Genomic DNA, 15,793 nt, shown 5'->3' with positions numbered 1-15,793 from the left:
GGCGTTCGCCATTTCGGGCGGTGTCTTCCGCTGGTGGCGCGAGAGGCGGTCCCGCTCGCGGTTGCCGGAGACCGGCTGGGAGGATGAGCACATGAGTGACGACGTGTGGCTGGTGGTCGGCCTGGGCAACCCGGGACCGACCTACGCCGGTCACCGCCACAACGTCGGCTACCTCGTCACCGACGAGCTGGCCGACCGGATGGGGTCGACCTTCCGCGCCCACAAGAGCGGCCGGGCCGACGTGGTCGAGGGCCGGCTCACACCGCCCGGCACCCCCGGTCCCCGAGTGGTGCTGGCCCGGCCCCGGTGCTACATGAACGAGACCGGCGGGCCGGTCAAGGCCCTCGCCACGTTCTACAAGGTGCCGGCCGACCGGGTCGTCGCGATCCACGACGAGCTCGACATCGCCTTCGGCACCCTGCGCACCAAGCTCGGCGGTGGCGACAACGGCCACAACGGGCTGCGGTCCATGCGCTCGAGCCTGGGCACCGGGGACTTCTACCGGGTGCGCTGCGGGATCGGCCGTCCGCCCGGGCGGCAGGACGTCGCCGACTTCGTGCTATCCAACTATTCGGCCGCGGAGCGCAAGGACCTGCCGTTCCAGGTGATGGATGCCGCGGACGCCGTCGAGTCGCTCGTCACCGAGGGACTCGAGAAGACCCAGCAGCGCTTCAACTCGTGACCCCCGTGGTCGCCCGGCACTACGGAGCGACCACCACCACGGCGTACTCCTGACCGCCGCCGCCAGCAAGGACTGCACCCGTCACCCCGGGGACGAGGACGGGCGTGGAGCGGTTGACGGTCGTGCCGTCGCCGACCTGGCCGGCGCCGTTGGAGCCCCAGGCCATCAGCCGGCCGTCCGCGAGCGCGGCCATCCCGGTGTCGCGGCCGGAGCCGATCGAGACGACCGAGGTGACGTTGCGGACGGTGACGGGACGGGTCCTCAGCGTGGTGGTGCCGTCGCCCAGGTTGGCCCGGTAGTTGCGCCCCCACGAGGCGACGGTGCCGGTGGTGCGCAGCGCGTAGGAGTGGTGGGCCCCGGCGATGACCTGCTGGACGCCGGTCGTCACCTGCACCGGCGACCTCTGGTCGGTCCGGGTGCCGTTGCCGACCTGCCCGTAGTCGTTGGACCCCCAGGCCCAGACCGAGCCGTCGCTGCGCAGGGCCAGGCCGTGGTCGCGGCCGCCGGCGATGCCGGTGACCCCGGTCAGGGAGCCGACGCGGACGGGGGTCGTCCGGCGCACCGTGGTCCCGTCGCCGAGCTGGCCCTGGTCGTTGCGGCCCCAGGCGACGACCGTGCCGTCGGCGCGCAGGGCGTAGCTCATGTTGCGGCCGGCCGCGATGGCGATGGCGTCGGTGAGCCCCACCACCGTGACGGGGGTCCGCCGCAGGGTGGTGGTGCCGTCGCCGAGCTGGCCGTCCGCGTTGAGTCCCCAGGTGCGGACCGTGCCGTTGGGCAGCAATGCCATCGAGTGGTTGTGACCGGTCTCGACGGCGGTGACGTCGGCCAGCCCCGGCACCTGGGTCGGCCTCGTCCGGTTGGTCCTGTCGTTGAGGCCCAGCTGGCCCTGCTGGTTGCTGCCCCACACCCAGACCGTCCCGTCGCCGCGCAGGGCCGCGACGTGCTCGCGGCCGCCGTGCAGGTCCACGACGTCGGCCAGGCCGGTGACCGGGCCGGGTGTCAGCCGGGCCTGCGTCGTGCCGTTGCCGAGCTGGCCGAACGAGTTGCCGCCCCAGGTCCACGGGACACCGCCGGGATCGATCGCCGCGGCGGCGACCATCCGGGCCTGGGCCGGGCCTGGGGCGACGAGCCCGACCATCACGAGGGCCGCGGCGCACGCCACTCCTCGACGTGTGAGTCCTCGATGCGTCACGGCGCACCCTCCTTTGGTTGTGTCCCGACGCTAGGGACCGGGCGAGCGGTGCGCACCATCTAAATCGGGGGTCCTCGGCACCGGGATCGCGGCGAGGACCCGGAGGTCCCCGCCGCGCCCCCCGGTGCGGGGTGGATCAGCCGGCACGGCGCAGCAGGATCGTCCACATGGTCGCGTTGGCGGACGGGGCGTCCGCGGTGGCGGTGAGGGCGCCGTACGGTCCGGCCACCACCGGGCCGTCGGAGTCCGCCAGCACGCTGCACACCCGGCCGGCGTTGGCGCTGCAGGTCGCCTGCCGTCCGGTCACCCCGGCCGGCAGGGTGAACATCGTCGTCGCCGACGACTTGTCGGCCCAGTAGGAGACCGCCCAGTCACCCGCCCCCGCGGCCACGGTCGGCGTGGTGTGCCCGGAGCGCAGCACCGTCTCCGACGCCTTGGCGACGACCGGGGCGAGCATGTCGCCGGAGTAGGCCGCCACCGTGAGGGTGTACTTGGCCGGAGCGTCCATGGAGAACCGCACCACCCGGCCGGCGTCGCCCGCCGCGGCCACCTTGCTGTAGACGTGGGTCTGCATCGTGCCGGATGTGGCGGTGTCGACCAGCGTCCACCCGGTCACGCCGGTGGTCGACCCGACGACCCGCGTGGTGTCGTTGAGGCTCAGGACCATCAGCAGCCGGTCGCCCGCCGCCGTGCCTGTGGGCACGGTCGTGTTGGGCGTGGACACGTTGCCCTGGTTGGCGTTGCTGCCCACGAGGGCGATGGGGCGCACCGCGACCGCGGTGACGGCGCGGGCGCTGGTCCCGGTGCCGCCGTCGTTGTCGGTCACGGTCAGGGTCACGTCGTACGCCCCGCCCGTGGCGTAGGCGTGGGTGGGGGAGACGCCGGTCGTGTCCGTCGTGCCGTCGCCGAAGTCCCAGGCGTACGACGCGAGCGTGCCGTCGCTGTCGCCCGACCCGGCGGCGTCGAAGGTGCACTCCAGGAACGAGCAGCTCACCGTGAACGCCGCGGTGGGTGCGGCGTTGGTGCGCGACACCGTCACGGGGACCACGAGCGACCCCTGGGTGCCCTCGTCGTCGGTCACGGTCAGGGTGACGTCGCGGGTCCCGGACGTCCCGAAGTCGTGGCCCGTCGTCGCCCCCGTCGCGGTGCTGCCGTCACCGAAGTCCCAGGCGTACGACGCCACCGCGCCGTCGGCGTCACTAGACCCGGAGCCGTCGAAGTCGCAGTCCGTGCTGTCGCACTGGACGGTGAAGGACGCCGTCGGGGCCTGGTTGGGCTCGACGGTGCGGAGCACGATCGACCAGGTCGTCGCCGTCGCGCTGGCGCTGTCGGCCGTGGCCACCAGGCCGCCGTAGGTCCCGGTGGGCACCGCGCCCGCGGAGTCGGCGAGCGCGCTGCAGACCCGTCCGGTGCCCGTGCTGCACAGCGCGTGGCGCCCGGTGACCCCGGCCGGGAGGGTGAAGGCGGTCGTCGCGCTGGTCTTGTCGGCCCAGTAGGACACCACCCACGACCCGGCGGGGGCGTCGACCGTCGGCGTCGCGTGCCCGGCGCGGAGGACGGTCTCCGCGAGGTCGGCGTGCACCAGCGACCCGGTCCGGACCCCGGACCAGGCCGCCACGGTCAGCGTGTACTTGGCGGCCGCGTCCAGCGTCACCGTCACCCGGCGGCTGGCGTCGGTGGCGGTGGCGACCTTGGTCCAGACCCGCGTCTGCATGGTGCCCGACGTCGTCGTGTCGAGCACGGTCCAGCCGGTCACCCCGGTCGGCGACGACATCAGCCGGGTCGAGGCGTTGACCGACAGCACCATCACGAGGCGGTCGCCCGCCGAGACGGTGGACGGTGTCGTCACGTTGGGCCCGCTGACGTTGCCCTGGTTGACCGCTCCGCCGACGTAGGAGACGGTGCTCGCCGTGGGCGCGGCCACGACCACCCTCGTCACCGTGGTCTCGTCGGTGGCGTCGTCGTCGTCGGTGACCACGAGCGTGGTCGTGTAGGTGCCGGGTTGGGCGTACTCGTGGCTGGCCGTGCTCCCGGTAGAGGTCGTGCCGTCACCGAAGTCCCAGGCGTAGCCGGTCACCGTGCCGTCGCCGTCGGTCGACGTGGTCGCGTCGAACTCGCAGGCGAGGAAGGTGCAGTCGGCTCCGAAGTCCGCGGTGGGCGCGACGTTGGGCTTGACGACCGACACCGAGCGGGTGGTGGAGGACGTGAGGCCGCCGTCGTCGGTGACAGTGAGCGTCACGTCGTACACGCCCGTCTCCGCGAAGTCCTTCTGGGGGGTGGGCCCGCCGGCCTCGTCGCCGTCGCTGAAGGACCACTCCCAGGACTGGACGGTCCCGTCGCCGTCGCTCGACGCACCGCCGTCGAAGGTGCACGAGGTGCCGGTGCAGTCCGAGGTGAAGGAGGCGGACGGTGCGACGTTGGGGAGCACGGAGGCCAGGAAGACCGCCCGTCCGCGCCAGTCCCGCGTCGCGTCGGCGACCGTCGAGGTGCCCGTGGGCGCGCCGTTGGCGAAGCCGATCCGCAGCAGCTGCCCGGTGGTCGAGCTGACGACGTACAGCGTGGAGCCGTCGACGAACATGCCCCTGGTGCTGCTCCACGAGATGTTGCCGCCGGCAGCGGTGTACTCGACACCGCCGATGATGCCGCTGTCGGGGGAGAACCAGCGCCAGTAGAGCGAGGTCTGGCCGCTGCGGGTGTAGTAGATCCGGCCGTTCGCGTAGAACATCCCGGTCACGCTGCTGAGCTGGCCGTACCACGTGGGCAGCACGCCGGCGTAGGTCTGGCCGGTGGCTCCACTGCCGGTCAGGACGGTGCTCCAGAGCGGGTCGAGGTAGGGGTTGACCTGCACCGGCTCACCGAAGGTGACGCCGTCGAAGGAGCGGCGGTAGAGGTAGCCGTCGGTCTGGCCGTAGAAGAGGGTGCGCCCGATCATCACGGCGCCCCGGACGGCGGTCCAGTCGAAGGTGCCGGTGCTGACGGTGCCCTGCGAGCCGACGGTGGTCCCGTCGAAGGCGACCACGCTCGCGGACCCGGCGTTGGAGCCGACCGCGGTGTCGACGATCTCCACGGCGTTGATCAGCGGGTCGCCGGCGACGCGGGTGAAGTCGACGTTGACGATGCCGTCGCTGGTGATGTCGAAGGACTTCATCGTGCCCCGGTTGACGCCGGGATCGACGTTGGGGTCGTAGCTGGACAGCTTGGACACGCCGTCGACGAGCACGTTGAAGCGCCGGGATGTCGTGGACCGGCTGGCGAAGTAGAGGCGCACCTGGGTGGTGGTCCCGCTGGGCACCGGGAACATCCACTGCATGTCCGTGCCGCCGCTGGGGTCGTAGCGCTCGGAGGTCCAGATGCCCAGGGGCGTGGAGGCCGGGACGTTGACCAGGCTGGTGGCGGTGAGCGCGCTACGGGTCGCGGTGGTGCTGCCCGTGTTGTGCAGCGTGCTGGACGTGCCGTTGTCGGCGACCCAGTCGGGGCCGTTGTCCACCGAGGCGATCGCCGCGCCGCCGGCGTTGACGCGGTAGAGCACGTCGGTGGCCGCGAGCGGGGCGCCCACGTAGACGTTGCCTGGCAGCGAGCCGGTGGACTTCGACGCGGTGTTGGAGCCCTCGGCGTACGGGAAGAACGCGATCCTCGGACGCTTGTAGCGGTTGTCGCCGATGAAGTCGGTGTCGCTCACCACCCACACGCCGGCGTCGGTCTCGTAGATCTCGTACGCCGCCTCGCCGCGCGGGTTGCGCCCGGGGTTCCACCTCAGCGGGACCCCGCTCTGCGGGTCGAGCGCGGACAGGCCCGGACGGGGGACGGCACCCTGGGCGGCCCGGTCGGCGCCGCTGGGGTTGTTCATCCAGCGGTTGTGGCCGCCGACGTATACGGCCGCGCGGGTGACCTCGACGCCCCAGAGGGTGTCGCCACCGGAGTTGGCCACCCAGGTCGCGGTCAGCGAGGTGCCGGTGGCGTAGGTCTCGAAGCGCGCCGCGGTGTCGCACAGCGTGCCGCTGTGCGGTCCACCCGTGGTGGCGACCACGAAGAAGGAACCGTCGGGGGACATCTCGACGTCGCGCATGTAGCTGTCGAACGCCCCGGGGGAGCAGATCGGGGTGTACTGCGTGGTGTACCAGTCCGGAGCGACCGTGGCGGTGGGTCCGCTGAGGTCGATCATGACGATCTGGTCGCGCGCCACGCCGCCGACGGTGCGGTAGTTGCCGACGACGACCATCCGGTCGCCTGCCGGGGAGAGGGCCGCTTCGCGCGGTCCGATGGGCGCCTTGGCCCCGGTGCCGGTGTTGTGGTTGCCGGCGGCCACGAGGTTGAGGAACGGGTCACGCGCGCCGGTGGTCGCGTTGAGCGTGGCGAACTGGCCGGAGTCGACGCCACCGAGCTTCTTGAAGAAGCCGCCGATGAAGAGCCGGTTGTTGGGCAGCAGCTCCATCGTCTGGATGCTGCCTGACGTGCTGGGCGCCTTGAACGTCGAGACGGCCTGGCCGGTGTTGACGTCGAGGAGCTGCAGGTGGTTGGGGCCCTTGTTGTTGATCTTGGTGAAGTCGCCCGCGACGTAGACCGTGTCGGCCGTGGGGCCGGGCAGCAGCTGCTGGACCTCGCCGTCGACGGTGGGGTTGAAGGTCTGGCTGACCAGGCCCGTGGTCGCGTCGAAAGCGACGAGGTTCTGCCGGGTGTGGGGGGTGCCGTTCATCGGGTCCGCCACCTGGGTGAACAGGCCGCCCGCGACCATCGTGCTGCCGACCTGGACGATCTTGTTGACCGCGCCGTCGAGCACCCAGGGCGTCTTCTTGCTGGGGACGTCGCCGGGCATCCGGTCGGCGGCGGGTGCGGCGTCCGCGGCCGCCGTGACGAGGGGAGCGGCCGCGTGTGCGGCAGGGACGTGGGCACTGACCGAGAGGGTCAGCGCGAGGCCCGCCACCAGGGCGAGCAGCTGTCGTGGCCGCACGGTGTCTCCAGACGTTCGAGTGAGAGGGGACCCGCCCGCAGCAGCGGAAGGGTCCGCGGGTCAATCTGCGGCCGAGGACGACGTCGAGGACACGGTCGCGGCTGAACTGCCCACAATTGGGGAGGTCGGAGGCTCCGGTCTCGGCGCGCGGAAGCCGCCCGGCCGGTACGTCGGGTCCTCGACCTGTTCGAGGGTGGGCGCGCCGAACATCGGCAGTCCGGTCGTCCGCCGCAGCAGGCCCCACACCACGGGGAGCAGCAGCAGGGTGACCAGGCCGACGACGGCGATGAGCACCGGGTGGGTCTCGTGCTCACCGGCGCCGAGCGGCGCCCAGCCGGCCTTGTCGAGCAGCGCGACGCCGCTCATGGTGAGCACCACGACGATGCCGCGCCGGATGATGGACTGCGGGACGCGCGGCGCGACCACGCTGCCGAGGATCGTGCCGGGCACCGAGCCGAGGACGAGCGGGACGAGGATGGCCCAGTCGAGACCGTGCAGCGCGATGTTGGAGATCGCGGCGGCCATCACGAGGGGGACGGCCTGCACGAGGTCGGTGCCGACCAGCTTCACCGCGCTGAGGCCCGGGTAGAGCATGAGCAGCGCGATCATGATGACCGACCCGGAGCCGACGCTGGTGATGCCGACGAGCAGCCCGCCGAGGGCACCGATCAGCAGCGTCGGGAGGGGGCGGACGATCGGGTCGGTGTCGTCGGAGTGGCTGCCGGTGCGCATCCGCCGCAGGTTGATGTAGAGGCGCAGCGCGTAGGTCGCCGCCGCGAAGAGCAGCGCGAAACCGATGCACAGCTTGAGCGTCTGGTCGAGACCGCCGGGGGGCGCCAGCCAGTTGATGAGATGGGGGCCGAGCAGCGCCGTCGGCACCGACCCGAGCACGAGCCAGGTGGCCAGCCGCATGTGGGGCGAGCCCTCGCGCTTGTGCACGAGGGCGCCGCCCGTCTTGTAGACCGCGGCGGCCGTCAGGTCGGCGGTGACCACGGTCGCCGCGTCGCCGACGCCCAGGAAGATGAGGGCGGGGGTCATGAGCGCTCCACCACCCATGCCGGTCAGGCCGACCACGACGCCGACGAGGAAGCCGGCCACGAGGATGGACAGGAACGTGCCGGTGACCAGGTCGAGGAGTGACACCGGCTCAGCTGCCCCGGTAGATGCGGACGTAGTCGATCTGGCCCGAGAAGTAGTCGCACGTCACCGTGATCTGGTCGCAGTTGATCTTGCCGCCGATGGTCATGGGGATCTTGTTGTCGATGGTGCCAACGGCCCCGAGCTTGCGGCCCACCCTCACACCGTCCACCCAGAGCTCGACGGCGGTGGGGGTCTTCACGCACCGCAGAACGTGCCAGGCATTGTCATTGAGTGCGATGGGCGAGCGGACAGCGCCTCGCGTGAGGGATCCCTTGTACAGACATGACGGCAGGCCACCGGGGTTCTGGATCTTCCACTGCCCGCCGGGCGAGGCGGATTGGCCCTTCTGGGTGATGTTCCCGAACTTCTCCTTGGTCCTGTAGCGGATCTCGACGGTGAACGTGTCGGTCCGCGGATCGAGGCTGGGATTGTCCGGGATGACGATGACACGCTCCGGGCTGGCAGGCGGCGTGGTCGGGCTGCGGCGGGGCCAGGAGTAGCCGGTGGCGCCGTCGAACACGAAACCGGTGTCCAGGCCACTTTGGTCAACGGGCGCGTGGAGCCCGTTGGGGCCGCTGTCGGTCATGGTGGTGGCCCCGCTCGGCTCGTTCATCTCCCAGCTGGCCTCGACCGCCACCGCCCTCATGGCCCTGGCGGGGACAGCCTCGGCGGCCGTGTGCGCCAACAGCGATGCTGCCAACGCAACAGTGGTGATCAGAGCGCCCGACTTGAGTCGCGTCCTCATGGTGCGTCCCCTTCTTCTTGCTGGCCCATCCCGTTGCCGGGTCGGGGCGCGTCAGCCCGATGCCACGCGTCCGGTACATCCCAGCGAGCCGAGGTCGGCCAGCGAGCGGGCCGGGGTGAAAAGCCCACAAGTTGGGGACGCGAGGACCCCCTGACAAGGGCTCGACGCCGGGGTCGAGGCCAGCGAACGGACATCCTCCCCGATTTGGGTGATAGGACGGCGCTTGCCCGCGATGGCGCCCTCCGGTGGTCCTACGTTCCCGCACAGGCGGCAGTGCAGCAGGGGACTGCGCCCTCACAAGGAGTGCAGGATGAACCTTCTTCACGTAGGCATGCGGCGCAACGTCGCGGTGGCATCAGTGGTGTCCCTGGTGGCCGCCGTGCTCGCGGTGGTCGGCCTGGCGGCCAGTCCCGCGGCCGCGGCCGACGTCATCACCTTCCGTGCCGCCGCCCAGGCGGCGTACAACCAGACGACGGCACGGGTGACGATTCCCGCCTCCGTCCGGGAGACCGACGGGATGCTGCTGTTCGTCACCAAGAACAACGCGTCTGCCACGGTGACCACGCCCCCCGCCGGCTGGACGTTCGAGGGCACCCGACTCTCCAGCACCGACACGGAGACCATCCTCTACAGCCGGGTCGCGGTCGCCAACGACGCCGGTCGCAACGCGGCCATCACCTTCTCCGCCACCACCAAGGCGACGATCACGCTCCTCGCCTACGACGGCACCGCGGCCGACCCGGTGTCCGCCTTCGCGTCGGCCGCCGAGACGGTCAACCGTACGACGCACACCACGCCCGTCGCCCAGGTGGCGACCGCCGGTTCGCTCGTCGTGTCCTACTGGGCCGACAAGTCTGCGTCTGAGACCACTGGCTGGACCTTGCCGGCCGGCCAGACGCAGCGGAGCATCGCGCTCGGCACGGGACCGGGACGCATCACCTCGGTGGCCTCCGACGCCGCGGCCGTCGCCGGACCCACCACCCCCCGGAGCGCCACAAGTGCGGTCTCGTCGGCCAAGGCGACCATGTGGACCGTGGTGCTGCAGCCCGATGACACCACAGCACCCAACGTCGCCCCAGTCGCATCGTTCACCGTCAGCTGCCCGCAGGCGACCTGCACCGTCGACGCGTCGGGTTCTACCGACACCGCTCCGGGGACCGTGGCCTCCTACGCCTGGGACTTCGGCGATGGCACCACCGGCACAGGGGTCTCCACCACCCACACCTACACGAGTGGCGGGGCCAAGACGATCACGCTGACGGTCACCGACAACCAGGGCCTGGCCTCGGCGCCGGTGACCCGCACGGCAAACCCGACCGTCGCGCTCCCGTCGTCGGGCCAGCCCAACCACAACCGCCTCGTTCCGGATCGTCCGCGGACCAACACGCCCCGCATCAGCAACGGTGAGATCTGGGACATCGAGGTCGTCCCGGCGCTCAACAGGGTGTTCATCGCCGGCAACTTCACGTCGTTGGCCAACACCATCAGCCCCACGACGACCATCACCCAGGCCGGCCTGGCGAGCTACAACTACCAGACAGGCCTTGTCGACACGAACTTCCGTCCGACCTTCAACGGCGGTGTGTCCGCGGTCGAAGCGAGCCCTGACGGCACCAAGCTGTTCGTTGGCGGCTCCTTCAACACCGTCAACGGCGTCGCCAAGCAGAAGGTCGCGAGCCTCAACCTCACGACGGGCGCCCCGCTGAGCACGTTTGGCTTCACCAACAGCACCAACAACCAGGTGCAGTCCCTGGCTGCGAGCAACTCAACCCTCTACGTCGGCGGCCGGTACACCCGCATCAACGGCGTACTCCGCACCGGACTCGCGGCGGTCAACGCCGCGTCCGGGGTCGTCGACCAGGAGTTCGACAACCAGTTGTCGGGTGGCATCGGGGTCAACGGCCAGCTCGGCGTTCCACAGCTGAAGCTGACCCACGATGGAACCAAGCTGCTTGTGGTTCACACCGGTCGGCGCATAGATGGTCAGGACCGGCTCGGCATGGGGATCATCGACACCGCCTCCAAGCAGCTGCTCCCTTGGCGCAGCCAGCTGTGGGACGACAACCTTGCCCGCGTGGGTGGCGTCACCCGCATCTACGGCGCCGACATCGCCCCGGACGACTCCTACTTCGTCGTCACCAGCGGCTCGGGCGGCGACGCTCCGCCCATCAGTGACACTGCCATTCGCTACCCGCTGACTGCCGACTCGCTCGTCAACTCCGATGTCCAGCCATCGTGGATCTCCCGTCACTTCGACAGCATCTACTCGGTGGCCATCACCGAGGTCGCGGTGTACGTCGGCGGGCACTTCGGTTTTGTCGAGTCCCCCAGCGCCAATGACCCGTGGCCCGGGTTGGACAACGTCGGCTACGGCACCGGACAGGGTCTCGGAGGTTACGGGTTGGGCGACCAGGTCGTCCGTCGTGATCACATCGCGGCGCTCAGCACGACGACGGGCAAGTCGCTCGAGTGGAACCCCACGGGCGGTTCCAACTCGTTCGAGGGCGACAAGGCCATGGAGGCCACGCCTAGGGGTCTGTTCATCGGTGGTGACGGCATGTTCAAGGGCGGTGTGCGCACTGGCCGGGTCGGCTTCTTCGACTTCAACACGGTGACCAACCCGCCGACCCTGCCCGACACCACCATCCTCGCGCCGATCGAGGGCCGCGTTGTCGCCAACAACACGCCGTTCGAGGTCACCGGTACGGCGCAGGTCGCCACCGGCAGCGTCGGACGCGTGCAGGTGCGCATCCAGGATCGCAACAGCGGTCAGTACCTCACCTCGGGTAACACCTGGAGCAGCACGGTCACCTCGGTCAATGCCACTCTGGGTGCCGGCACGACCAACCGCCCGTGGACGCTTGGCAACAGGATCATCACCACGAACCGCAACCTGGTGGTGTCGGCCCAGGCCTTCACCGCAGTGACGGGGGGTACCGGAGACTCCACCGCGGCGACCAAGAAAATCGAGTCGTTCGGGCTTGAGGACCAGACCCCGACGACGAACATCACCGGCCCGAGCGGGATCCAGGCCTCCACCGCCTTCACCGTCCTCGGCACGGCAACGGACGACAAGGGCGTCAACTCGGTCACCCTCTTTTTCCAGGATGCCCAGGGCCGCTACCTGCAGGCGGATGGCACGGTGGACGACATCTACAACACGTTCCGGGTGACTCCTGATGTCATCGGTGCCACTGCAGCAACGTGGACCTACGACGTGACGCTGCCGTCCGAGGGGGTGTGGCGTGCCGGTGCCACGGCCGTAGACACCCAGGGTCAGGCCGACCTTCGGAGCGCCGTGCGTGAGTGGACGGTCGACTCGAACGCGGTGGCGCCGTCGGTGACGATCCAGGCCCCGGTAGCTATGACTCCGCCGTTCACGGTTCCAGCACTGACGGTCGAGCCCGGAGGTCGGATGACGTTCGCCGGCACGGCTTCGGACGACGAGGGCCTCCGAAATGTCGAGATCATGCTGAGGAACACCTCCACGGGGGAGGCCCTGGCTGCTGACGGTACGTGGGGAACGGGGATAACGGCTCGCTACCACCGGATCTCGCCGGTCGACATCGGAGGATCGACGTACAGCTGGACCTACACCACTTCCTTCAACCTCTCGCCGGGCACCTACAGCTTCATCGTGCGCGCGACGGACGACCAGGACCTGGCCACGTCCACGGCCAACCGTGGCTCCCTGACCATCAACGCGCAGTACGCCGGTGATGTGGCGCCCGATGGGACCATGGTCTTCGTGACGCCCACGGACAAGTCGCTGACGGTCAACCTGTCCGGGACCGCCACTGATGACATCGGTCTCCAGAGCGTGCGGGTGTCCTTGCAGGACCGTGACACCGGACGGTACCTCCAGCCCGACGGCACCATGTCCGCCTCAATGACCTTCCGCAACGCAGTACTCACGCCCGCTGCGGCCACCAGCGCGACGTGGAGCCTGCCGTCGATCGTCTTGCCGTCCGGGGGGGATTGGCGCTTTACGGCGATCGCGTTCGACAGCCGCGGCCAGCAGGACCCCACCCCTGCCACGGGCAGCTATCGGGTCTACCCGGGTGACGGTCTACCCAACCTGAGCGAGACACTCGGGCAACCGATGACCGGCAGCTCGTTCACGGAGGGAAGGATCGTAGTGACTGGTCGTGCGGAAGATGCTCCTGATGCGTTCGCGGGGATTGCCCGGGTCGAGGTTGGGGTCATCAACTCCGCCGGTCAGTACATGAGCTCCACCGGAACGTTCACCAGCACCACCGCGAGCTACCGGCCAGCGTTCTTGAACAGCCCGGGCAGCGCCGGCTCCAACTACTCCTACACGACCCCGGTCATCCCGTCCGCGAGCTACACGGTCGTCGTCCGCGCGATCGACGTCAACGGCCAGGTGATGGACCCGCCGCGGACATCCACGGACGTGGCTGTCACGTCGCCCCCCAACAACCCGCCCGTGGCGCGCTTCAGTTACACCTGCAACCAGAACGTCTGCACCTTCGACGGTCGCAGCTCCACGGACGAGACTCCCAGCTCGCTGACGTACTCATGGAACTTCGGTACCCAGGGGACGGCTTCCGGCCCACTTCCGACCAAGACCTTCACCGCACCGGGGACCTTTGCGGTGATACTGACCGTGCGTGATGAATGGACGCTGACCAGCACCTCGGTCGCTCAGGAAGTCACGGTCGTCGAGCCGACGGGCAACTCTGCTCCAGTGCCAACCTTCACTCAGAGTTGCCAAGGACTCAGCTGTGCGGTGAGCAGCCAAGGAACGACCGATCCCAATACTGGGGACGTCATTGCGTACTCCTGGAACTGGGGAGACGGGACGGCGCCGAGCACTGGCGCATCTCCCGCCGCACACGTCTATACGACGGCCGGCACGTATACGATCTCGCTCACCGTGACGGACGGCTGGGGCAACACGGCCATGACGACGCGAAGCGTGAGTCCTTCCGCTCTGTCCCCGCAACTGGCCGGGCCGTTGCCATGACGCTCGAGCCGTGCCCCACGCACACGCACAGCCCGCAGTTCTCGCGCTGGGCAACGCGCGGCTCATCCGTCCGTCCTGGGCAATGCTTCCACATACGCCTGGCAAGACATATGGAGGCGCGATCCTCCCCAAATTGGGGGTGGTTCGGCTGCGCGGGCCGGTAGGACGCGACTCCTGGCATCTGATGGGCCGACACGCGGTGTCCTGGCTTCAGAGACCGGGTTCAGTGTGTAAGTCGACGCCACGAAGAGAAGCAGGTGAGAACCGTGGGTAGAGCGCTCCTGGTGACGGGCGTGCCGCGCTCCGGCACGACCTGGGTTGCTCGTCTCTTGGCCACCACGGGGTCAACGTCGCTGGCGGGGCGCGAACCCATGAATCCGAGGGGTAGACAGTTCGCCCTGGCCGGCACGGTGCACGAATGGACCCGGCTCACCCAGGAGTCCGCTCACCAGCGACGCATCCTGAAGCGTGCCTACGCTGGATGGGACCCCCGCGTGTACAGCCGGTACGGGCGTCGGCAGTGGGCCGCTCCGCTTCCCGGCTCGCGGATGATCGTCAAGGACCCTTTCGCACTCCTGTCCCTGCCGATGCTGGCTCGTGTGACGGGCGCAGTGCCGCTGGTCGTCCACCGACATCCCGCCGCCGTCCTCGCCAGCTACCGACGGATGGGTTGGAGTCCAGATCTCGAGGAGGTCAGGGTGATCGTTGATGCCGTTCGCCGGTCACACCCGGCCCTACCGGTCAGCGCCGTTCCGACCGGTCCCCTGGGCGAGGCCGAGGCGATGGCTGTGTTCTGGAGGGGACTCCACGAGCTCTTCCTGCTTGATGCAGGCGCGCTGACGTCACTCGTGGTGATCTCCCACGATCGACTCGTGGGAAACGAGGTGCTCTGTCGTGCCCTGGTCGACCGTCTGAATCTTCGGTGGACCGGTGAGACGGACGCTGAGCTTCGGCACGAGGAGAGCCTCTCGACCTCTCCTCGGCAAGGTCTCCACGACTTCAACCGCTCCCCGCAGGAGGTTGCCGAGGGGTGGCGCAGAAGAGTCACGCAGGCAGAGGTCGACGAGATGGAACAGCTCACGGTGGACGTACGCGGTCGGCTGGCGTCCATGTCGCTCGATTGCGAAACCGCTCCCGGGTGGGGGCCTGCCACGTAGGTGTCGGTGACCCGGCTCGTGCGCGCACGACGTTGGACTCGCCCCGACGCTGGCCGGCTCGCGACCTAGCCAAGCGCTGGAAGTTACCCAATGTTGAGCATGTACGAATGATCAGCTCTATGAGTCGGTCTGCACTCCCTCGGTGCCGTTCTTGCCAAGAATTTGACACCTTCGAAGGAGCGTCCCCTACGGTTCTCAGAGTTCAGGGACCTCAGAGCGTTTCGACCGCCCATTGTTCCGCGCGGTCGCAGGTGGTTGAGCACCGGCGAACATCTGGGTGTCCAGTCCCCTGCTGACCACCCCCGAAGGGTCAACTCGTGCATTCAGTTTCACGTCGCAACATGCTCCGTCTCGCCGGCGGTATCGCCGGAACCACTGGTGTCCTCGGCGCCAGCCACCTCGCCCCGGCGCACGCCGCGCAGCGCAAGGTGAAGGCCCGGCTCAACAGCACCGTCGTCCAGTCCGGTGACCGGCTCATTCTCCACATCGCGGAGAACCTCTCCCAGGCCCGCAAGATCCGGGTTCGCGACAGCGACGGGCTTGTGTGGAAGCGGCGTATCCGCAAACCGCGCTACCAGGTGTGGACTGCCAAGGCCAAGAAGCCCGGCCAGGGGACCGTCACGGTCGTGACCCGTCGTGCCGACGGCAAGGTCTTACGCAACAAGCTCGACTACCAGGTCACCAGTGCTGCCACTGGTTCCTCCCCGGTCACAGGTTCCGCCCTCATCGGGATGAGCGCCATGCCCGGTGCGTGGGATCAGAAGGTGGCTGAGGTGGGGCCTGGGCTGTCTGCCCGGCGGATCTTTGCTGACCTGGCCAACGGGGCGAGCAGCCAGATGAAGATGGTTGAGGAGGCGCATGCTGCTGGGATGCTGCCCGTCATCTCCTACAAGGTGGGTGGTGACGATGCTGCCCGTCATCTCCTACAAGGTGGGTGGTGAC

Annotated in this window: 8 protein-coding genes; 4 read left to right on the top strand and 4 right to left on the bottom strand. The window is 69.3% G+C overall.

What is annotated here, in order from left to right:
• The first annotated feature begins 91 nt into the window (after nucleotides 1-91).
• Complete coding sequence (gene pth / locus ASG88_RS06270) at nucleotides 92-682, top strand: aminoacyl-tRNA hydrolase (protein ID WP_056886584.1); 591 nt, start codon at nucleotides 92-94, stop codon at nucleotides 680-682.
• A 19-nt stretch (nucleotides 683-701) separates the two neighbouring features.
• On the opposite strand, the gene ASG88_RS06265 is transcribed toward pth, so the two are convergent.
• The 4 genes from ASG88_RS06265 to ASG88_RS06250 all read right to left on the bottom strand — a co-directional run bounded on the left by ASG88_RS06265 (nucleotide 702) and on the right by ASG88_RS06250 (nucleotide 8,707).
• Entirely contained in the window at nucleotides 702-1,874 is a 1,173-nt protein-coding gene (locus ASG88_RS06265; protein WP_200956374.1) for an RCC1 domain-containing protein, read from the bottom strand.
• 136 nt (nucleotides 1,875-2,010) lie between these two features.
• Nucleotides 2,011-6,822 (bottom strand): PKD domain-containing protein, encoded by a 4,812-nt coding sequence (locus ASG88_RS06260; protein ID WP_056886582.1) that lies wholly within the window; start codon nucleotides 6,820-6,822, stop codon nucleotides 2,011-2,013.
• Nucleotides 6,823-6,882: 60 nt separating this feature from the next.
• Nucleotides 6,883-7,965 (bottom strand): sulfite exporter TauE/SafE family protein, encoded by a 1,083-nt coding sequence (locus ASG88_RS06255; RefSeq protein ID WP_235534748.1) that lies wholly within the window; start codon nucleotides 7,963-7,965, stop codon nucleotides 6,883-6,885.
• A gap of 4 nt (nucleotides 7,966-7,969) precedes the next feature.
• A complete protein-coding gene (locus ASG88_RS06250) occupies nucleotides 7,970-8,707 on the bottom strand; it encodes a LamG-like jellyroll fold domain-containing protein (protein ID WP_082600009.1) in 738 nt (245 codons plus the stop codon).
• Between the two features lie 310 nt (nucleotides 8,708-9,017).
• Between ASG88_RS06250 and ASG88_RS23740 the strand changes: the two genes are divergently transcribed.
• The 3 genes from ASG88_RS23740 (at nucleotide 9,018) to ASG88_RS06235 (ending at nucleotide 15,792) form a co-directional block, all read left to right on the top strand.
• Nucleotides 9,018-13,694, top strand: coding sequence for a PKD domain-containing protein (locus tag ASG88_RS23740; RefSeq protein ID WP_321163824.1), 4,677 nt, complete (start codon nucleotides 9,018-9,020; stop codon nucleotides 13,692-13,694).
• Nucleotides 13,695-13,951: 257 nt separating this feature from the next.
• Nucleotides 13,952-14,851, top strand: coding sequence for a sulfotransferase (locus tag ASG88_RS06240; protein ID WP_082600006.1), 900 nt, complete (start codon nucleotides 13,952-13,954; stop codon nucleotides 14,849-14,851).
• 341 nt (nucleotides 14,852-15,192) lie between these two features.
• Entirely contained in the window at nucleotides 15,193-15,792 is a 600-nt protein-coding gene (locus ASG88_RS06235; RefSeq protein ID WP_056886578.1) for a hypothetical protein, read from the top strand.
• Nucleotide 15,793 lies beyond the last annotated feature (1 nt).

The organism is Nocardioides sp. Soil777 (assembly GCF_001428425.1).
GTDB lineage: Bacteria > Actinomycetota > Actinomycetes > Propionibacteriales > Nocardioidaceae > Nocardioides > Nocardioides terrigena.
This window is presented reverse-complemented; position numbering and strand designations above follow the sequence as displayed.